18 protein-coding genes are annotated in these 21,280 nt (G+C 33.8%); 2 read left to right on the top strand and 16 right to left on the bottom strand.

All coding sequences use genetic code 11. The annotated features are described in order from the left end of the window. Positions 1 to 17: 17 nt before the first annotated feature. The 9 genes from AMQ68_RS00660 to AMQ68_RS00625 all read right to left on the bottom strand — a co-directional run bounded on the left by AMQ68_RS00660 (position 18) and on the right by AMQ68_RS00625 (position 11,157). A complete protein-coding gene (locus tag AMQ68_RS00660; RefSeq protein WP_123905568.1) occupies positions 18 to 281 on the bottom strand; it encodes a hypothetical protein in 264 nt (87 codons plus the stop codon). A 57-nt stretch (positions 282 to 338) separates the two neighbouring features. Beyond that, complete coding sequence (locus tag AMQ68_RS00655; RefSeq protein ID WP_054508712.1) at positions 339 to 647, bottom strand: DUF695 domain-containing protein; 309 nt, start codon at positions 645 to 647, stop codon at positions 339 to 341. Continuing rightward, on the bottom strand, positions 641 to 772 hold the full coding sequence (locus tag AMQ68_RS25780; protein ID WP_262483887.1) for a hypothetical protein: 132 nt from the start codon (positions 770 to 772) through the stop codon (positions 641 to 643). The genes AMQ68_RS00655 and AMQ68_RS25780 overlap by 7 nt, the downstream gene beginning before the upstream one ends. Positions 773 to 899: 127 nt before the next feature. Further along, positions 900 to 1,532 carry a hypothetical protein gene (locus tag AMQ68_RS00650; protein ID WP_054508711.1) on the bottom strand — a complete coding sequence of 211 codons (633 nt, stop codon included), beginning with the start codon at positions 1,530 to 1,532 and terminating at the stop codon, positions 900 to 902. 287 nt (positions 1,533 to 1,819) lie between these two features. Beyond that, positions 1,820 to 2,128 carry a hypothetical protein gene (locus AMQ68_RS00645; protein ID WP_054508710.1) on the bottom strand — a complete coding sequence of 103 codons (309 nt, stop codon included), beginning with the start codon at positions 2,126 to 2,128 and terminating at the stop codon, positions 1,820 to 1,822. Next, entirely contained in the window at positions 2,118 to 2,402 is a 285-nt protein-coding gene (locus AMQ68_RS00640) for a hypothetical protein (RefSeq protein WP_054508709.1), read from the bottom strand. Before AMQ68_RS00640 ends, AMQ68_RS00645 begins: the two co-directional genes overlap by 11 nt. A 2-nt stretch (positions 2,403 to 2,404) precedes the next feature. Further along, on the bottom strand, positions 2,405 to 6,205 hold the full coding sequence (locus AMQ68_RS00635; protein ID WP_054508708.1) for a DUF6443 domain-containing protein: 3,801 nt from the start codon (positions 6,203 to 6,205) through the stop codon (positions 2,405 to 2,407). 11 nt (positions 6,206 to 6,216) lie between these two features. Beyond that, positions 6,217 to 9,528 carry a hypothetical protein gene (locus tag AMQ68_RS00630; protein WP_054508707.1) on the bottom strand — a complete coding sequence of 1,104 codons (3,312 nt, stop codon included), beginning with the start codon at positions 9,526 to 9,528 and terminating at the stop codon, positions 6,217 to 6,219. 3 nt (positions 9,529 to 9,531) lie between these two features. Then, on the bottom strand, positions 9,532 to 11,157 hold the full coding sequence (locus AMQ68_RS00625) for a T9SS type A sorting domain-containing protein (RefSeq protein ID WP_054508706.1): 1,626 nt from the start codon (positions 11,155 to 11,157) through the stop codon (positions 9,532 to 9,534). 669 nt (positions 11,158 to 11,826) lie between these two features. On the opposite strand from AMQ68_RS00625, the gene AMQ68_RS00620 reads away from it, so the two are divergent. Next, complete coding sequence (locus AMQ68_RS00620; protein WP_054508705.1) at positions 11,827 to 12,969, top strand: 1-acyl-sn-glycerol-3-phosphate acyltransferase; 1,143 nt, start codon at positions 11,827 to 11,829, stop codon at positions 12,967 to 12,969. A gap of 86 nt (positions 12,970 to 13,055) precedes the next feature. Here AMQ68_RS00620 and AMQ68_RS00615 read toward each other — a convergent pair whose 3' ends face one another. Further along, positions 13,056 to 13,568 (bottom strand): hypothetical protein, encoded by a 513-nt coding sequence (locus AMQ68_RS00615; protein WP_054508704.1) that lies wholly within the window; start codon positions 13,566 to 13,568, stop codon positions 13,056 to 13,058. A 58-nt stretch (positions 13,569 to 13,626) separates the two neighbouring features. After that, positions 13,627 to 14,628: an NAD(P)-dependent alcohol dehydrogenase gene (locus AMQ68_RS00610; RefSeq protein WP_054508703.1), complete on the bottom strand. Its 1,002-nt coding sequence runs from the start codon at positions 14,626 to 14,628 to the stop codon at positions 13,627 to 13,629. A 132-nt stretch (positions 14,629 to 14,760) separates the two neighbouring features. On the opposite strand from AMQ68_RS00610, the gene AMQ68_RS00605 reads away from it, so the two are divergent. Beyond that, the gene (locus AMQ68_RS00605; RefSeq protein WP_054508702.1) at positions 14,761 to 15,108 is read left to right on the top strand and encodes a helix-turn-helix domain-containing protein; all 348 of its coding nucleotides are present in this window, start codon (positions 14,761 to 14,763) and stop codon (positions 15,106 to 15,108) included. A gap of 93 nt (positions 15,109 to 15,201) precedes the next feature. Here AMQ68_RS00605 and AMQ68_RS00600 read toward each other — a convergent pair whose 3' ends face one another. The 5 genes from AMQ68_RS00600 to AMQ68_RS00580 form a co-directional block, all read right to left on the bottom strand. Continuing rightward, the gene (locus AMQ68_RS00600) at positions 15,202 to 16,383 is read right to left on the bottom strand and encodes an RICIN domain-containing protein (protein WP_054508701.1); all 1,182 of its coding nucleotides are present in this window, start codon (positions 16,381 to 16,383) and stop codon (positions 15,202 to 15,204) included. Further along, positions 16,341 to 17,087 (bottom strand): DUF3472 domain-containing protein, encoded by a 747-nt coding sequence (locus AMQ68_RS00595; RefSeq protein WP_082383939.1) that lies wholly within the window; start codon positions 17,085 to 17,087, stop codon positions 16,341 to 16,343. The genes AMQ68_RS00600 and AMQ68_RS00595 overlap by 43 nt, the downstream gene beginning before the upstream one ends. A gap of 930 nt (positions 17,088 to 18,017) precedes the next feature. After that, entirely contained in the window at positions 18,018 to 19,184 is a 1,167-nt protein-coding gene (locus tag AMQ68_RS00590; protein WP_054508699.1) for a retropepsin-like aspartic protease, read from the bottom strand. Between the two features lie 69 nt (positions 19,185 to 19,253). Further along, positions 19,254 to 20,159, bottom strand: coding sequence for an S-4TM family putative pore-forming effector (locus AMQ68_RS00585; protein ID WP_054508698.1), 906 nt, complete (start codon positions 20,157 to 20,159; stop codon positions 19,254 to 19,256). After that, positions 20,152 to 21,135 carry a hypothetical protein gene (locus AMQ68_RS00580; RefSeq protein WP_054508697.1) on the bottom strand — a complete coding sequence of 328 codons (984 nt, stop codon included), beginning with the start codon at positions 21,133 to 21,135 and terminating at the stop codon, positions 20,152 to 20,154. The genes AMQ68_RS00585 and AMQ68_RS00580 overlap by 8 nt, the downstream gene beginning before the upstream one ends. Positions 21,136 to 21,280 lie beyond the last annotated feature (145 nt).

Here is a 21,280-nt window from a genome sequence, read left to right as displayed (position 1 = left end):
TATATATATCTGACTATTTATTCATCATACTTTTCAATTTTCCATTCCTCGCCAACTGCTTCTCGCCACGCGTGGCTTCCATTATTTAAAGTTAAAATATCTTTAATACTTTGATCAATTTTTAATACTTCCCCTAAACTTATTACTCTTGCATCTTCTTCTGTAATGTCTTTTTCTTTTCCAAAAAATTGCCAATCTCCTTCATTATCTTTAAATACAGAAATAATTGGTGAATTATCTTCTAAAACAAATTTTGTGCTTATAACAGCTAAATCTTCCATATGCATTTTTTTTCTTTAGAGATCGGCGCATTAAATGTGAATGCGCCAATATTATGATTAATAATTAAAAAAGTAAGAAACATTTTCCCAACCAGTGTCCTGTGAAATATCATATTGAAACTCTCTTGTATAAGTATTTTGTTCAATAAGCTCGTTTAGCTTTTCATGAATATCTTGAGGAGTTTCCACATAGTAATAAAGTTCTCTTTTACCATTATCAGTAATCCTACCAATATATTGATAAGGTACAATTCTATTGATTAATGATGTAAAATTATCTTCTACTAAATTAAGTATTTCTGCTTCTTTATCAGTTGGAAGACTAAATGGTTCAATCACATCTACTAAATCAATAGTAATTAGCAAAAACCAAGGGATTTTTTTTTCTCTTTAAAGTCTTTTAATGATTCATTTACAATCATTATTTTATAAAAGTCTTCTCCTTTTGCCTCTCGAATGTTAAATAATTCTTTTGGATCCTGTGTATTCATATATTTTACTTTGTTAATTTCCAAAACACCTATACTATTTCTTGCGAAATAATTTATTTAAACTTGAAAAATATAGAATTGCAAACACTTTGTCTTAAAAAGTTAGCAACAGTACATTAAAAAAAGATTATTCATCCTCATCTTTTGTTACTTCTATTTCATTGTTTTCCATTAAAAATCTATATCCAAATGGTAAAGCTAAATATTTCAAAATATCTGGACGTTTAAAAGCAACATGGTAAAAGTGAACGGTCATTAAAGATTTGATATCATCATCATAATCATCTGTAATTAACCACCATCCTGACATATGTTCAGGTGAGTCATATCTAATTGCTTCAATGTCTTTTCCTTCGTATACACCTTTTGATATAACAATCATTTGACTGAAATTTGGAAATAATGGAATCAGCCCATATTCTGCACATATTTCTGATTGATCTTTAGTAAGACTAATTGCAAACTCACAACCTTCCTTAATATCTTCACCATTAATATTTGCTTCATATAAATCAAAGAAATTTGAGTCAACTATCTTAAATTGTAAAGCCCATGAATAATAACCAATTTTTTGATTTTCAGAAATTACAGGTTGATTATCAACAACATAATCAATGATATATTTAATAACATCAATATAATCTATCTCTTGAAAATCTCCTTTAATTAATCTTACTTCTTTATTAATATAGGCTATCAAACCTTCTGTATATATGTAATTATCAATTACTTTTATTACAATTTTCTTATGTTGTATCATTAATTTCCAATTTTTGGAAGAGCTCCATTTCTTTTAATACCTCCAATAATACCACCTTGACTTGTACTATAATACAATATTTGCAATGCGGATAAAAGTTTTTGGAGAGCTATGTAGGATTAACGCATTATCAGGGTATTTTATATTTTCAATAAGTTCATGTTTGAAATTTTTCATATCACTAACCTTTGGAACGTTATCTACGTTAAACATTTTTTCTAAACGTTTTCATAATATTCAAATATAGCTACCAAATGGCAGCTATATTTTAAGATTATAGATATTTTTTAAATATCTTTTAAAGTCATATCTATTATTTTTTGAATTCCTATATCCCAAACTCCTCCAGAATTTTCTTCCCAAACTCTCTTTGCATCAAAAAAATCTGGGGTAATTTTCTTATCTCCTGTATATTCAAAAATTGATTGAATAAACAGAGAATAATTAATAGGAATATGAAAAATAATAGCTTCGTCATTTTTTAGATAAGCAAAATGAACAATCTCATTTTCTTTATCTAAATCAAAAATGAATGCTTTTCCATTTTCTTCATTTTTGACAGACCATATCTGTCCTATTTTAATTTTAGTTTCCAATTATTAATAATGTTTTATTATTTTGTTGAATATTTAATAGAAAATTATAGAATTTTTCAAGATTAAAATTTTCCTTTTTTCTTTCAATTTCGATTAACTCAATTAGTTCATTAATATGATTTTTGTAAAATCTAAAATCATTATATATATCAAATAAGTTATTATATTTTTTATTAAATGATTCTATAAGATCATTATAATATAAATTATCAGAATCTGCTATACTAAATAAAATTATATTCCTATTTTCAATATCTAAAAAATTAATTGCCATGCTTAGTTAGTTTTTTGAGGGAATGAAGTTACAACTTTTCCTGTTTTTTTCTCTACGATTACTCTATGAGAAGTTTCTCCTTTTGTACCAATAACTCTTTTAAAGTCTTTATCATATCGAGTTCTTCTTCCTTGTTCTGTAATCTTATCTGGATTTTTAACAGTTCTATTTTGAAGTTTTTCTAATTGAGAGGGTTTTGCATATTTACTTTTTTCAGGATATTTCGATCTATCAACATGTCTATTGTCCGTATGTTTTGTATTTTTTAGATCTTTATCACTCTTCATATTATCAACGGTATTCTTCATAATAACACCGGCACCCGCAAGTTCTACCGTTCCTTTTGCGAGGGCTGCACCACTAACTAGTGCACCAGCTGCTCCGGGTAAAGTTCCTACACCCGAACCCGATGCTGAAGCCGAAGCTACCAATCCCATTGTTCCCCCTCCAATGCTTCCTCCACCATCTAGTGCCATTGCAGCACTCAAAATCATAGAAGCTCCATGACCATTACTCACTCCATTTCTATAGTCCTGAGAGTTTGTGGCATACGTATTACGGAAATTTGTTCCCATAACATTGTCTGCCATTGTAAGGGCAAAACCTTTTAAATGGGCACAACATTCGCGAACTACATCTTCAGGAGCATTACCATCAGGATCAGTAAACCTTATTGGATTATTGAATGCGTAATTATATGGAGACCAATCAGAAAACTCTTCGCTTAAAGGATCCGGGCTCATCCATCGTACTCCGTCATTCATGTACATTCGGCTTCCGAAATCATAGAAACCTGTTTCCTGCAATTCTTTTTTACCGAATTTGTAATTTTTAAAACTGCCTTGTCCGAAGAAAGCGTTACCCGTTTTCAGATGGTTCATCCCAAAAGGATAATAATCATTACCATCTACAATTTCCAGAACACCTGCGCTATTTCTTGCGAAACTTACCCTTACATTTCCTAAATGATCTGAGTAGTTGTAAATATATTGATTTTTTGTATAATCATAAAATCCTTCAGCTGTCGGGAAAAACTGTAAATCGGGAGTTTTAAGATCAGCGATCACACCGCTACCAAAAGGAGGATCTATTGTTGGTTCAATAATTCCAATCGGTGTAAATGCCTGTGGTTCAAAAGCACGTTTTAACTGCACCATCATCTCTGAACTTTCTCCACCGCTGCCAGAAGTCATTGTGTTAAAATACTGAAAACCATCTAAATAATCTGTAGTTTCTTTTGTGGTAATTGTCCCTGCTACACCAACAGACGTTTTAGTATTTTCCTTTCTTACTTTTATACCATCAGCCCTGTATTTGGTTAAAATTTGGGAATAAACCTGATCAAAACCAATGTTTACTGTATTGGGAAGGTTCAAAAAACCATCTAAATAATCTGTAGTTTCTTTTGTGGTAATTGTCCCTGCTACACCAACAGACGTTTTAGTATTTTCCTTTCTTACTTTTATACCATCAGCCCTGTATTTGGTTAAAATTTGGGAATAAACCTGATCAAAACCAATGTTTACTGTATTGGGAAGGTTCAAATGGTTATAAGCAATCTTTGTAATTTGCTTATCCATCATATTTTTCATATTCCCATTAGCATCATAATCTATCGGGAAACCTGTCGTTCCTTCATATCCTGTACGGTTTCCGCTGTTATCTTTGATCTTTATTGCCTGATTTCCTGCATAAGTATAGTCAAGATTATCAATAACAGTTGCAATACCGCTTCCATACTCCATTACGGAGGTTCTGTAAAGAGCAGTTACATTTCCGTTAAGATCATAGGTTAGTGATTCCGTATTCTCTTTGCTGTAAGGATTGTTAGGATTCTGATAATAACCTGCCGTTAGCTGATTTAATTTATCATATGCAAATCCATATCTTTTTGGACTAAGCAAAGGGTTTGCACCTAATGTTTCAAAGCTTCTCCAATCTGTCTCTGCAACATTACCATTAAATCTTGGAACTACATTTTTTCCTGAAAATAATCCGGTATCAGGATTGTCAATTCCGTCTCTGCTTGTGTATTTTGCTTTATAAGAAAACAATTTCCCACCCAGATCTGGCGTATTCATTTGGTTTTTATTGATATTGGTCAACCATCCTCTGATATTGTAATCGTAATCAATACTCTGTAAATTGTTACCTACTTTTTTATTAATCAGCTGAGAAATATCATTGTAAGAATTGTCTGCCAGCAATTGCTCAACATTGTTGTCTACCTGATGATAATGCTGAACCAATCTTTTTTGATCATCATAGACAAAACGTTCTTTTACCGTTATTCCTGCTTCATCAGCTCTTCTTGCATGCTTCGTAACTGTGTTTTTTGGAGCTCCCGTAAAATCAAGTTCCGATTCTGTTTTGGTAAAACCTCCTAAATGATTGACTGTGTTGGTTGAAATAAGTCTTCCTTTAGAATCAAAATAATTGTAATTTTTGGTCCAGTTATTATCCTCAATGTTTTTTATATAGTAAGCCGTTTGGAGGTTATTGGTAGACGCATCATCATTTGACCCCAATGTTTGTGACAAAGTATGTTGCCCTAAAATAGTGGAAGGAACAGCGGGTGCACCTTGAGGATAGGTATCATAATAATTTACGGTCAGCAGCGTCATGCTCCCTGTAGGGAAAGCCCGTTTGTCATAATACACCTCCATGCCTTGTAAGGTAAAAAAGGCTGAACTTCTCTTTTCATTATTCGAGGCATTGTCAGTCATGCTGTTTAAAGCATTCTGCATCACCTGTCTTGTTGCCGCATTGGAGAAGAAACCGGTATAAACCACTCTGTTGAACTGATCATATTTGGTAAACATCCAGCCTTTGCTGCCGAAATTATTGTTTACGGTTCTAAGTATTCCGTCCTGTGCCAAAACGGGTCTGTCCTGTTTGTCATATACCGTAAATTCCCAGTCTTTTCCGGGCAGTTTCTTTTCTACTTCACGACCCTGTCCGTCATATCTATATTGATAACAGAGGTCATTTAAGATACCCTCCGTGATCACCTTATTGTTTTGCTCAATTTGTTTTACGGCTTTTGGAGTAATAATGAATGCCTTCTGATTATATTCATTATACACATAATACGTATCAATATTCTGCGAACCGTCTGTTCTGCGAATCAAAACAACTTGACCTTGTCCATTTTCAAACTGTACCACAGGATTTCCATCCTCATCCGTTACCGTATTTTTATACAGTACACTTGCAGGGTAATATCCTGAACCATCAGAAGGAATAAACAAAGAAGAAACGGTATTTGAAATATTGTTTACCATATGGGTTGATGTATTGGTGACAAATTTTCTCACTTCACCCTCTGTATTGGCTTCATACTTGAATTTCTGAGTATGTCCTGAACTGAGTTTCCATGCATCACCTGCGTTCGCCTGTTGTAAAACCCTGTCTAATGGTGAGTTTTCAATTTCTGTTTCTGCAAATGCGTTGGTGACACCATAATATGAATTCGCTGTACTTTCATTCGTAATTCCGGAATGAATCAGTGAATTTTGAGTAGCTACAGGAGTAGGCAGGATATTTTTTGTTTGTCTTCCGAATCCGTCATACGTAACAGGGGTTACCAAATCTTTTCCCGTAGGACTTGCTTTTACATTGATAATTTGTTTTGCCCTCCCTAATCCGTCAAAATAGGTAATCGTTTCTGATATTTTGCTGCAATCATTATTTAAGCAGTTTTTAGACTGCACATAATTTTCGGTATTAGATTGTGCATACGATATTCCTGCGACCATCAAGCCTAATATCGAAAGTGCTTTTCTTATGAATTGTTTTTTCATGATGTGTGCATTTAAGGTTTATAGTTGTAATTGAACTGCTTCACTGTTCTCAGCACGTAGTTTCCTGCGCTGTCTTTTTCTCTCACCTTTACTTCTTTTAACCTGTTGGCAGAATCATAGAGATAAATTTCTCTCACTCCTGTAGGTGCCGTAATACTCGTTACCCCAATCAGTGGATCATACGTATAAGTTGTTATTTTCTTGTCTGCAAAAAACGAATTTTTCCTGAAGGCAGTTAGGGCATCGAGCAGCAATCCTTCTTTACTTGGGTCAGTCGCATCTTCATCTGAAGCTGAAACTATAGCCGATGGGGAAACCTGTCCCGTCAACTGATCATACGTCATCCCTTCAATCTGCGTAATGGGCTGAGTTTTATTATAGCCCCAAACAATGGTCACAGGAGTTCCCAGTTTTGTGGTGTATTGAAGTAGGTTTCCTTTTTCATCATACTTATCATAACTCACCTCTGTAGAAGCTGTACTTGGATTCAGCGTATCATAAGATTTTACAGATAATGGCAATACTAAATTTCCTGCTTGTGAAGTAGGCAAAGCGGTTGGATACATAGTTTCCGTTTTTCCCAATGTCTTGGTTATAGTTCCGATGGTTTGAGTGGAAGTGGTTTCCAGTGGGATGGCGATCATGTTTTTGGTGATCATGAGTTGGTTGCCTTTTTCGTGGGCATAACTATAATCTGTCTGCTGAATTTCTCCGGAAGGGAAAATACTTTTTGTATTTTTTAAGTTAATCGGTTTGTTTATATCCGTATCATAATATTCATACTTTGTTTTGGAAGTGATCTTTTTACCGTTAAAGTATTCTGTGGTTTCAGTCTTGTCTTTTTCAACTTTAGCAGATTCTATGAGATACATAAGGTGGTCAACATAGTAAATATCTACTGGTGTTTGTAGTACTTGTTTACTTCCTTTTGTAATATTAAAATCTGTAGAAAAAGCTACTACTTCAGGGATAGCGGTTGTAAATTCAGATAAGCTATTTTTTAAGGTGTTTAATTTATAAGTATTATTCACAATCCTCAAAGTATCATTATTTTGATTCAGATAAATCTCTCTTTTCAGATTTCCCCTTTTCCACTTGTTGTACATATAGTTTAAATCTGCATTATTATCAAATTCTCTAATGATTTTCCCTTTGCCTGTTATTTCTACTACAGATGGATACGTCATAATATCAGAACTTCCATAACTACTACCTGCCTGACTGGAATTATGAATACGGTAATATTTCTCTAACGCTGAGCCTATCTGAACGCTTCCGGTAGTTCCTAATTGCATGAATTCTCTTACATATCTTTGAATAACTGAAGAGAAATTATAAGGCTGGTTCAAGCTAAAATCAGGAATAAATGTTCCGTTTTCGTATTTTCCGTATGCATATTGATATACATTTGAAATGTTATTTTCATCAACATCTTCCATCTTTCGAAGACGAAGACTACCAAATTTTTTCGTATTTTCTGTGTAAGTAGGATACCTGTATCTTATACTGGTATACATACTACATCTACAAGCTCCCAGTCTGTCTAATGTTAATGTTATAGGGGCTGGTCCTGTAATGTTCCAATCAACCTGCTTAGGATTAAAGTGAGAAAAAAAATTATCTTTATACCTAGCAGTTCCTGTACAACTGGTTTCATCGCCCGGCTCAATTTCATTATTATGACCCGAATTATTCGCATTATCACAAATATTATTAAAAATGACTTCTAATTTTTCAGGTTGCGCACCAGGAATATTGGCAATTTGCTGCATATGCGCAGCAGTGATAGGGAATGTTTGAGCAATAGAAATAGGATCCCCAGATTCATCCATTTCTATGTTGCCAATCTCCACATGTCCCCAAGTATAGCCGGTAGATTGTTTCTCTGTATTGTAAGGAAGCTCATATTCGAAATTTTTCTTTGCTCCGGTAGGATATTGAATTGATTTTAAACTGCCTAAAATAGCATACGTCTCATTTGGCTCTCTGTCTCTTTTCTGAACAGCATTTAATACGTCTGCAGGAATTCCATATTCCACAGAAATATTATTGGGTATATTAGTTCCTTCATTATTATTAGTAGCGTTGATATATCCCCAATAGTCGTCATTGCTTGTATTCCTTTTAGGAAGGTTCAATTGCTCGTTGTATTCAAATCTGTAATCTGAATTCTGAAGATTATCATGTACATTAATTAATTTAAGCCTGTAATCTTCATAGGTTTTATTGGCTCTGTTACTTTCAAAATAACTGTAATTAAGGGTTATATCTTTTATTGTACTTCCTGACCTATTCGTTACGATAATTCTTCGCAGCGCAATTCCTGTATTGTTATTATTGAGATCTTTTCTGTAAGTTAGTCCATCAGAGAATGCATTATTAGCATCATTAGAATATAGGAAGGTAACTTCTCCACCATCAAACTGAATTTTACTGATTAAAGATTCTGAAAAACCTGAAGTTGATTCTGTTTTTTCATATTTGGGAAAAGGAGGCAGTTGTTCAAAATTACCACTTAAATTAGGCGTTATTTTGAAATTTGCTACCTGATTGATGTTTCTTTCCGTATACATATTACCTTTATAGTAAGAAAACTGAACCACATTATTATTGACTTTAACACTGTCTAAATTATAGAGAGATACGTGAGAAGAGGAGCCTCCAATATACATTGATTCTGCTGTATTTCTTGGAGACAACCAATATTCAGTCCCTTGTGTATCTTTTACATAAAACTTACTCCCATTTCGGGTAATGATAACATCATCATTAGGAATCAAAAACGTTTGATTATTATCCTTTAAGAGAAAAGATCCTGATGCAGTAGGTAGATTATAATCAAAAATATCTTTTTTCGTATCATAAAGATTATCATACAAACTGGCCAGATTTATACGCATCTGATTATTACTGGCCTGCTCATCATACAGCCCACTATAAGCCCCATAGTCAGCCATATTTTTAGAGAAAAATGGTGATGACAAATCATCTAACCCTATCATATTATGGGAAATATTTCCAGGAATATTTAATGACCAACCTAATCCTACACTACTTGAAACTTCATTAAGCTTAATACCTCCCGTATTGTATGACAAAGAGATAGGGATGCTTATTCCTCCTATACTAATGTTATAAATGGGAATACTGATATTGGCTTTCCCTCTGAAATAATCCATTGGTATTTTTTCAATCTTTGAAAGACTGTAAGTTTCTGCACTTGTAGGAAAAGGTACCAATTGCTTGGGCTGCTCCCCAAGATTTGATTGTCCTTTGTAAAAGGCACTGAGTATTAAAAATGAGAAGAGTATCTTTTTCTTCATGTGTTAATTTTTTATAAGTTTTGCATTAGCCGTTTTATTAGTATCCGTTTTAATCGTAATCAAATAAGCTCCCTGAATCAAGTTCTGAGTATTTATCTTTGTCACTTTATTCTTAGTTTTCAAACTTTGCAATTGTCTTCCTGACATATCATACAAAGTAATATCAGCTTCCTTAAATTCAAACCCAATCTCCACATACGCATAATCTGATACAGGATTTGGGTAAATTTTGATGTCTTGTTTTACGATTAACTGATCGATTTGTTTGTCCCCCAGCTTAATGATCTTCCAGTTTTCTTTACCAAGTTCTTCGGCACTGGTTCCTGCTAGAACAATACTCCCATCTCTGTTGAGCTTAATATCAGCTAATCTTTCTTCTTTCTTTCGAGATTCACCTTTGACATGCTTACGCCATTGCTCATTTCCATTTTGATCTAAATAAAGCATCCAGAATGTTTCATCATCATTTTCGATCCTTCCTTCTGCCTGAGTATATCCACCTAGTAGAATCCCTTTTGAAGTTTTATCATCGGAACCACGTAAAACACTCATTCCCATGAGTACATCTCGGTTTCCAACATTGTAGGATTTTTGCCAGATTTCTTCGCCTCTTTCATTCGATGAAATTAACCAAAGATCAGTTCCTTCTTCAATTCCTACTGTTTTATTTCCGGATCTTTCAGATCTTGATTCTCCTCCAATTAAAAACCCTGTTGAAGTCAATGCTAATGTTCTTAAATGATCGTCTCCTTTACCTCCGAAGTTCCTTTCCCATTCAGTCTTTCCATTTTTATCGAGTTTGATAATCCAATAATCTCCCTCGCCTTCATTATGAGTCGTTTTGGAATAATAAGTAATCGGTAATGAGTAATCAGTAATTTTTAAAGCAGCCGAATTGGCATTATCCATTACCAATTGCTCATTACTCATGATTGTAGCTCCGCTACGCGAATATATCCCTAGCAATACACCTCCATCTTTTGTAGGAATCATTTTCTCTACTTCATCTAATCCTTTTCCACCAAAAATAGATTGCGAGAGTTCTTTTCCGTTCTTATCCAGTTTAATGATCAAAACATCCTTAGCTCCGTGTCCTTTTGCGGAATTTTGAACATTTCCTGCTACAAAAAATCCCAGATCAGTTGTTTGAATGACAGCTCGTGCTTCTTCATCTGCTGAACTGCCTAACGTTTTTTGAAATAATTCGTCTCCAAATTCATTTAATCTGATCAACCAGAAATCTGAACCTCCTTTAGAATCGTCTTTTTTGTCCAGACCTTTTCCCGAGTAAGAAGTTCCTGCTAAAAGAAATCCACCATCTTGCGTTGATACCGTTGCAGAAAGGAAATCATGATTGTTTCCGACAAAGAACTTTTCCCAGACTTCTTCCCCTTGTTGGTTAAGTTTAACCAAATGGAAATCGTAACCGTTGTTTTGTTTGTTATCCGTAGAAAGTTTTTTAGATTGAATCGAGCTTCCCGTAATTAAATACTGTCCATCGATGGTTGTGGTAACCTGGCTTAGAAAATCCTGAGTATTGGATTTAATGTCCTTTTGCCAGATAACTTCCTGCGAATACAGGCTGGCCATTGTGCACATAGAAAGTACACTCATGTAGAGTTTTTTCATACTTGTGTCATTTTATTAAAGTTGCTAAAATATTTTTTTTATTCTAATTTTTATAATGGGTGAAAACCCCATATTTTGAATCGTGATTATACGGAATTTTTTATTCGGATAAAGCTGGTTTTTTCATAGGTTGCTGTTTTATATTAATCTATTATTGTTATAAAGCAAAGCTACCACAGCACAGCGACAGAACATGTCGCATTATATTACCAAATTGCATTTCATAGAATAAATGCAAAAGGCGTAGTACTGTAATCAATCTGTTAGAGAGGTACCGCGAAGAACCTAACAGCTCAGATATGACTTACAGCCCACGCCAATATAAGCACGGGCGCAAGTCTATCATTATAGAGCTGTTATAGAAAGTTCGCGGTTTTCTCTAACTCAAATGATAGCTTACGCTTTTGTTTCGTTAAAATTATCTGCCAAATGTAATGATTTTCTTACAATGCATACCCCCGTATTTTTACGGTATTCTATAATTGCTTTTTTTAGGTTATTTATTGCTACAACATCAATGATAGAAAGGCCTACCCTCTATTAATATTTTTCTACAAACTTTCATGAACCATAAATAATTTACTTTTAACAGTCATATTAACAAAAACTTTCAGGTGCCTTCAATAAATTTTTGTTCTTTTGCAAATAGTTTTAATTTTAAATAATTACATGTCGAAGTTCGATGAAATCAGGCCTTTTTACGATAATGAAGTCAATGACGCATTACGTGGAATAGCTCGTGATCCTATGATGAAAGCCCTAATGAGCTTTACCTTTCCTGATATTGATAGACAGGTTTGGCTGAGCAAGTTTAAAAATACCCATTCTATAAGTGATTTTCAGGCCCATTTTATATCCTATACCGTTCGTAAGATTCTTGAAAAGAGTTCTGAAGGTTTAACGACTTCTGGATTTGATCAATTGGATAAAAATACTCCTTATCTGTTTGTTTCGAACCATAGAGATATTGTTCTGGACACTTCACTTCTTAATCTTGTCTTACTAGAGAAAGGTCATATTATGACTTCTTCTGCGATTGGTGATAATCTTGTTCAGAAATCATTTTTGCACGTATTGGCAAAACTGAACCGTAACTTTTTAGTGCAAAGAGGATTGCCTCTTCGTGAGCAGCTAAAGAGCTCTCAAATCATGTCTGAGTATATAGATCAGCTTTTACACCACGAAAAGCGTTCTGTATGGATTGCTCAGCGTGAAGGCCGTACCAAAGATGGAAATGATGCTACGCAGCAGGGCGTTTTAAAAATGCTGGCCATGTCGGCAGGAGATCTGTCTCTGATTGATTACTTTAAAACATTGAAGATCGTTCCGATATCTATTTCGTATGAATATGACCCTACGGATATGTTAAAAGTCCCTCAACTTCTGGCAAAGCACAGAGATGAGGAATATATTAAAGACAAGGATGAGGATTTTACCACGATGCTGAGCGGAGTCTTGGGACAGAAGAAACGAATTCATATCAATGCCGGTAAAGTATTGGATACCGAATTGGATGATATTGCCACGAAATTCGACAATAAAAACAAACAGTTGCAGGCTATTGCTCAAATCATTGATGATTCCATCATCCAGAACTATAAACTTTGGCCTACCAAATATATCGCCTACGATTTGCTTCACGATACGAATACCTATGCTGATCAGTACACAGAAAAAGAGAAGCAATTATTTATGAGAAGACTTGATATGCGCCTCGATTTATCTGATGCCATTTCGAAGGAATATTTTTTAGCGATGTATGCGAATCCTTTAATTAATAAAATTAAATTTGAAAACAATCTTTCTGTTTAACAGTTAATTAAAACTTTTATTTAATTCATTAATTTAAATAGAATATATACATAAAATCCCAACTAAAAAGTTGGGATTTATTTATTTTAATAATGTTCTTTACTATACATTTTTATTCTTTTTCTATACTTAAAATTATATATGAACATTTTCCATGAGTGAAAAATTCCACCCGACTTCCAATTAACGTCAAACTTTTTTCCATCCTTAGCATACATAGGCATTGCTATTTTCGAATGAAACATCGGCTGATTATCTTTAATTGTATCGAAAAATTCTTTATCTAAGCTAGATTTCCTATAATATTGAATTTCAATAATTGTATGAAACTTTTTCGCTTTAAAAATATAAAAATTAATATCATAAAGATCAGCATATTCTTTTTCTAACATTTCAGTGACCAAGTTTAAATCTAGAAGACCACTTCGTTTATTAGTATTTCCACCACCTTTCTTATGGTATTGAAAATCAGAATCTTTAATCTCAGAAAATATAAATAAATAATTATTAGATATTTTATTCCAACAAGATATTTCCGCCAATTTTAATAAATTAGCAAGGGATAGCTCAATATTTGTTTGTAAATTTTTCTGAGTCATTGAATGAATAAATCAAAGATAAAAATTAGACAGCAATTATAAAGAATATTTTGAAATATTAAAAAGCAACAACAACTTTCCCAAAATGGCTTCCTTTCTCCATATATTCAAATGCTTCAGTTGTTTGATCTAATGAATACTCACGGTCTATGACAGGTCTGATCGTATGTATTTCCATAAATTCATTCATTGCTTCAAAACTTTTCTTTGAACCAACCTGAACCCCAATAACATAGAGACTTTTATGCAAAATATCAAACACAGAAAAATCAGCTCTCGGTCCGCCAAGCAAGCCTACGACAACAACTTTTCCGCCTAATTTCATCGCTTCAAAAGTTTTACCTACTTCTGCCCAAGACATTTCAAGAGCGATATCAACTCCTTCTCCTCCAGTGAGAGCCAACACCTTATTTTGCCAGTTTGGATCTGTATTATAATTAATTGTTTCATCAGCACCCAACAATTGGGCACGTTCAAGTTTATGATCGCTACCTGAGGTAATGATAACTCTGGCGCCCATTGCTTTAGCAAACTGTAACGCAAAAATAGAAACTCCTCCTGTTCCCTGTAGCAATACCGTTTGACCCGCTTCTAATTTCCCTGCATTCACCAACGCCTCCCAAGCTGTTAGCGCTGCAATAGGAAGTGTTGCTCCTTCCTTGTACGTAAGATGGGAAGGTATTTTAACAAAAGCGCTTGCAGGCAATGCAATATATTCTGAAAAAACACCTGCTCTATCCATTCCTAAACGAGTTTTTAAAATATCCGGATTAAGGTTGCCAGACTGCCAAGCGTGTATGAAATGGGTGGAAACCTTATCTCCAATTTTCAGGTCACTCACATCCTTGCCAACTTCAACAACATGGCCTGCAACATCAGAACCTAAAGTATGTGGTAATGGTCTTTCAAAAAAACCTTTTGCAATCATTAAATCCAATTGATTTAGGGAAATCGCTTCTACTTTTACCAACACTTCGTTATTTTTAATGACAGGAATACTTTCCTCCTCTAAACTTATATTTTCAAATCCGTAAGAATCTTTTATACGTATTGATTTCATAACTTTGAATTTTTAATTATTGTGTCACAAAAGTATCGCATTACCATCTGACAGTCAAGTATGTACTTTTTTGTACGCTAGGCACTAAAACTATAGCAATACTGATTATCAGCATGAAAATTTTGTATAAAAATGAAAAAACATTCAGACGAGCCCATTTGTCCCATAGATTATGCCTTCAAAAGAATCGGTGGAAAATATAAAGGCAGAATTATATTATCTCTCTACAATAAAGAAATCATGCGGTACGGAGAGCTCCGAAGAGCGCTTGCCGATATTACTCCTAAAATGCTTACCCAAACCCTAAGAGAGCTTGAAGATGATCATTTGGTTGAGCGAAAAGCCTACCGCGAAATCCCTCCGAAAGTAGAATATTCCTTAAGCGAGATCGCCAAAGATCTTATCCCTTTCATTACCTATTTAAAAGAATGGGGCAGCACGCAAATGATAAAAGCAAATATGAATCAAATTACTGATTGATCTCATTGATTTTGCTTGCCATACTTATATAAGAATATACAAACCCGTCCTGTAAAACAAGACGGGTTTATACTTTTTTAAGTAAAAGAAGCCTTATTGCACCGTAAACTTCCCTGAAATAGTTTGGGTCGTACTTTTAGCATTATAAAAATAAACTCCACTTCTTAAACCTGAAGTAGATACTGATGCCTTTCCTCCTCTTACGTTTTGAGAATTCACTGTTAATCCTTCTATATTGACGATCTTTAATTCATAAGAATCCTGCTCCGGAAGATTGATATACACCATTTCTCCCTGCTTTACAGGATTAGGATATACCGTAGATAATTGATTATTTTCTGTTAAAATATTAGTCGTTGATTTCATAACATTTCCCGAAACAGCTTCAAGCACCCATTGATGGTTCACGCCTGCAGCTCCATTCATATCCTGATCCCAAATATTGATATTCGTTCCTGCAGTTTGTGAATTAGCCGGATTATCCATCGCTTTCATATTCGACAGTGCAGTTCCAATAACAATTGTGTTTGAGGTATAAGGTCTCAATACCCATTGTTGGTTATTGCCACCATGTTTTGAATACTGAACCAGGCTGGTTCCATTTGTAATATTAGAAGCAGGAACATCAATCGCCAAGCCGGATGCACGGTTAATGATCATATAGTTATTTCCTGTTTTCTCTAATTTCCACTGTTGCGCCAAATTGCTGTTCAACGGCTGCTGAACCATTTTTGTATTGACTGCCGTGCTGTAATTGGCCGGACTAATATATTGTCCGCTTCCTACACATTTAATTCTATAAAAAGCAGTAGGATCAACCGTTACAGGCTGTACGATATTACTCACCGCTAAAGAATTATATCCAAAATTAGAACTTTGTTTAAAGATATCTTCCAGCACCACACTTACATAATATTTTCCGGGTTGAGAATTAGCGGGAAGCGGTACTGAAACATTTCTTTGATCGGGACGAATTCCTGTCACCACCGCAACAGGTGTATATCCATTTTCCCAACTTGCTTCCGTGTACAGAGAAACCTTGTAAGAAAGCTGTGGACTTGTAGTTTCCGAACTCGCCCAAGACACATTCATAGAATTGGTACCCGCATTGTAAGAAGGCGTTACCGTAGTCACCGTAATTGGTAAAGCGGTACTTGGCTTTGTTCCATCTTGAATAATATTGTTAAAAGTTACAGAGCTCCCTACAGGAGCCGGAGTGGTTCCGCAAGACGTTACTTTGATCGCTGTATTATTAAATGCTGTTTCTGCCCCCAAGAACCTGTTCCTGCTGCTGCGGTATATCTTGCGGGCTTCGACCAGTTTCCCTGCGTATTCATACTCCAGAAGTTCCTGAAATATCCGCAACGGGTAGCTTTACTCGCCGCCGAATTCCAGTTTTCTACAAAACCACCAAGTTTTGTTCCCGTAAATTGGGCATCGTTTTCAGGAGTAACAATTGTTACATAATGTTTCCATTTTTGAGTGCCATAGTTGTACATAAAAAATCCGATTCTGGTTTTCCCATCACCGGTTGACCATCTTCTTACCACCGTCGCATACCAGGTTCCGGGCGTCCATGACATCGGATTATCGGTATGCAGACCTGTCCCCTCACCTCCAAAACCATCCACATAGGTATTAGGAGCAACATACTCTGTCGTACATTGCGGAACATGAGAATCCTGAAGATCCCACATCGAGAAAATATTGTTATAAATTTCGTTGGCTTTGTACTGAATTCCAGCATATCCGCCTCTCGGACCTAAAGAGAAATTGAGGGTAGAATAATACGTATTTACTTTTTTACAGGTATTATCCGCCATCGCTTCCGAATACCAGAGTTCACCGGAATTGGCCATATCAAAACCTTCAAGGTAAGGTCCCCAACTTGGGCATGACGCCGTTTGAGCTTTCATTGTTTGTAAAGAGCATACTGCCAAAAAAAGCAGTAGAAACAAGGTGTTAAATTTACTTTTCATTGTGTACTATTTTTGTGATTAGCTTCCATGAAATTAAGAATATTTTAACATACTTTATGTTAAATCATTGAATATTTTTAATCGAAAAAATTAAATCAAAGAAATTAATGGATCAAACTCGGAACGGTTTAATTGATCTCTCACTGATGAAGCTGATTACACCGATCAATACCTCTTATTTGTAAACTTGAGGCTGAGCAATCTGATTTTTAATGTAACAAATACCTATTGACTACTTTTTGGTTTGTTTACGTTAAGATATAGAAACAAACGTGCACTTTGTCATTCCGCAGGAATCTAAACACCGTAAGCCAGCGTAATAGGTTACATTTGAGCATTTTATTACAGATCCTTCGTAAACCTTCAGTTTATGCTCAGGATGACATTGCTAATACTAAGAGCCTATTTAGATTTTACTCAAGAATTATTATATATCTAATTATCAGTTATTTATTTTCATCAACAATACTCAATAGATGATGTTTGAAATTATTTTTTGATTAAAAAGATTAACGTAAAGTTGATGAATAATTTTGCTTTATTCTAAGTGAGCAAAGTCATGCGACTTCGTCGCTGATGAAGCGGTATGCTTATCCATACTCTTCGACGAATCAACTTCGTTGATTCTATCCTTTGCTCCCTGAAAACATACATAATGAAGCTAAAGCTTTGCGTTAGAAAAATAGGTCATCAGTACATTGTCTTTTAAATCAAAAAAATCCTTAAAGAATATGATTTAGATAAAGATTTGATTGTGATACAAAAAATCAAATTTAGAAATTTAAACAAGCTCTAAGTGTTTGACGCAGGAGAATAATTTATCTGCATTGTTTTGGGCAGCGTTGAATGGTCTCAAATCTGAAACAGTATCACCAAACAAAAACCTCTTTCAAATTGAAAGAGGCATAATATGATTAAGTCTAATATATTTTATAGTGATTTCAAATACTCTTTCTTATCGAGTTTAAAATCAAGGATCTTGCCTTCTCTTTTTACCTTTACTCCAATGGTTCTGTAGTCCTTCTCTACTCTATTGATCATATAATGGCAAGCAGATTCTTCATTCAGATGATCAAGATCTACATTATTAATGCTTACAATAGCATCACCAATCTGAATAGGCAAACCACTGTCTTTAAACACAAATACCACCACAGGTTTTGCATCGATGAAACGATATCCAAAGCCAAAAGATTCAAATTTTGGTGGGCTTTTTTTGATATGCTTCATGTAGATCTTATTATTTTTCCAGTCCATGATGAAAATAAAGTCCTTGAAGAAATCATTTCCGATCAGGCTTGTGCTTCCGGTCATCACCATTTCTTTTGGAAAGGCTTTATCTCCTATCACCAATTCATCTGTCCTGAAAATATACCCAGGGACCGATTTTCCGGCCCCAAATGCGCCGACAGAATTCGTTCCGAAGGTTTCTACTACTTCTTTTACTTTTTTAGGATTATAATAGCTGTCTGCGATTTTCAGTTTTCCTGTGAATCCTGTATCGAAAGTAAGTTCTATTTTTTTATCTAAAATTTTCGCAATTACGGTTGGCGTTTTCTGCGCTTTGGTCTCAAACGGAATCACCGTTTCATAACTTTTCAAATCAAAATTTGCCAAATCGTTGGTGGTTTCAATGGAATTTTCTGAGTAATTGATTCTCCAAAACAGTTTTGCCATTTGGTTCGCTCCTAAAATACCATCAATTTTAAAACAACCCAATTCTCCATTAAAATCCATCACAATCGCTCCTATATTTTTGAAAACCACATTGTCTACCGTCATTTCAGGCAGCTGCGTGAAGATTTGTTCGTGCTTATTTTTCTGTGAATCTTTTACTTTGCTTGAATGCTTTTTCTCAAGATTCAGTTCATTATAAATCGCTGTAGAAATCACAGTCGGTGCCCCGGAATCAAACAGGAAATTATACATCTTTCCATTGATATGAACCTTTACCAAAGGAAGATCTGCCATATAGTTTACATTGATTTTCTCAACCGGATTTTTTAATTGAACCTCTCCATCTTCAAAGAATCTTTTGCCTTGCGCTGAAATGAGGACTACACAGAATAGGAAAACGAGTTGAAAAATCTTTTGCATTAATCTTATTTTGGGCTAAAGTAGGGAAATTACAATCGTAAAAACTACGACAACTTAATATTTTAAATTTTAATTAAGTTCATTAATTTTATTTTCGACAGAATAATTCATTTGATCTTCAAGTTTTGACCAAAATAACTTGTAAATAAAATCTGGAATTAATGGACTCAAAATACGGTTATTAAATATTCTATCTTGAATATTTCTCAATTTATGCTCATTAATTACACTGGAGTTATTGGATATACTTAATTCATGTTCTATTATTTCCTTTAACTTCTGTAAATTGTCAATAGATTCAATATTAGCATTTATCTCTTTATATGAATAATTAAATATTGGTAAACAAGGAAGTAGTACTTGTAAAATAAATGATTTTAATGTTATCCCCATATATAGTGAGATAAAAAGTAAAATAATAAAAGTAAACAAAGATAACCCTCCTAAATAAATATTATACTTTCGTCTAATTGAAAAATCATAACAAATATTCATCCTTTGACAGAAAAGTATTGAAACATTTGTAGCTAAAGAAACAATCTTATCAGAATACCAATTCGTTACTTTTTGAACTTTCTGATTATCTTTTCTAGCTTTTTTTGAAAATTCACGGATTATATCTAAATCAATGTATGCTAGATTCAATGTTTCATTCTCTTTAATATTTAAAACGTCAAGGTCAAATTTTTCTTGAATAGAAGCTGCAATTTTTTTATTTCTATTTATAATAGTTTCAAAAACTTTTTCTAGTACAATCAATATGATTGTAAGAAAAACAAATATCAAATTCTTATCGTCTATTTTGGGGTAAAAATTAATGAGAAATGAAATAAAAATAGGAATTGGAATTGTAATAAATAATAGTAATCCTTGATAGCCTTTACCTATTGAATATAAAGTCCTTTGAGCCAATAATTTATCAATATTATTAGCTTTGTTTTGATTTTGTAAAATTTTATATCCTGTATTATCCATATTGAGGAAAATTATTTCCGAAGATTTCTCTCCATTTATTGATTGATTTCTCCTGATTCTTCTCATTAGTTTCAGCAAATACTGCATCTTTAGCCTTATTGTAAGCCCAATCTGCTTTAAGTGAAACAGAATCTTTTTCACTTAAAATTAAATTGTTTATGTCACCTTGAATTCCCTTTGGGTCATACACCGAATTATAGATATTTATGCTTAGATAATTAAAAAAATCTCTTATATTAAAATCCATATACGTACTAAGTTCATATTTAGATTTAACAAAATTAATAACTATTTGTTCAAACAAATACGAACCCAATGTATAAGTAGAATTATGTCTATTCCAATACTTCAAAGTGCGTATTAATTGCAATACTTTACTTTCATAGCTTTGATTGGTTTCAGTAAGTAGCTTTTGATCAATCCGAGGGTCTGTAGCTTTCCAGTTTCCATTACCATCTGGAATTAAATATAATGCAGTATCAGTATAAAATGCTGGGACTATATCATAAACCCATACATACGAATCTAGCTTTAAAGTCGCAGCTTCACCTTTTCTATGAATTTCAGCAGATTTGTAATGTCTTAATTCATATAGTGAATTTACAAACTTATTTACAATTTTTCTAGAATTTAAAGTACCATTATCAGATAAATTCTGTAGACGTTGTCCTGAATTAACACTTGAAATAACATAAGTATCTCCAATTTTTGTATAGTAAGCACCGTCAGCTTTTAAACAAAATAGTAAGTCAATATCATCTAACTCCCTAATCTTTGTTTTTCTTGCAAAAGATCCATATTTAACATGCATTCCTATATACTCATAGGGAAAATCAAGACCATCTTTCATATCAAGACTACTAAGCTGAGTAACTAGCCAATCTCTACTATTGTTAGCCGTCTCTGTAATATTTGAATTTAAATTAACTATTTCTCTATTAAATTCTATAAATGAATTATCAACCGTATTTGCCATAAATTTAAAAATTATTACTATTATTTACAAAAATAGCTAATATATTAAATTGGATTTTTACGGGAATCCGTACTTCTACTTAATTTTCAAACACTTACTTATATAAAACAAAAAAAACCGCCCTTACGGAGGACGGCTTTCAATA

It is taken from the genome of Chryseobacterium sp. ERMR1:04 (assembly GCF_001297705.1).
In the GTDB taxonomy this organism is placed as follows: domain Bacteria; phylum Bacteroidota; class Bacteroidia; order Flavobacteriales; family Weeksellaceae; genus Chryseobacterium.
Note: the sequence above shows the minus strand (reverse complement) of the source record. Positions and strands in the feature narration are given on the sequence as shown.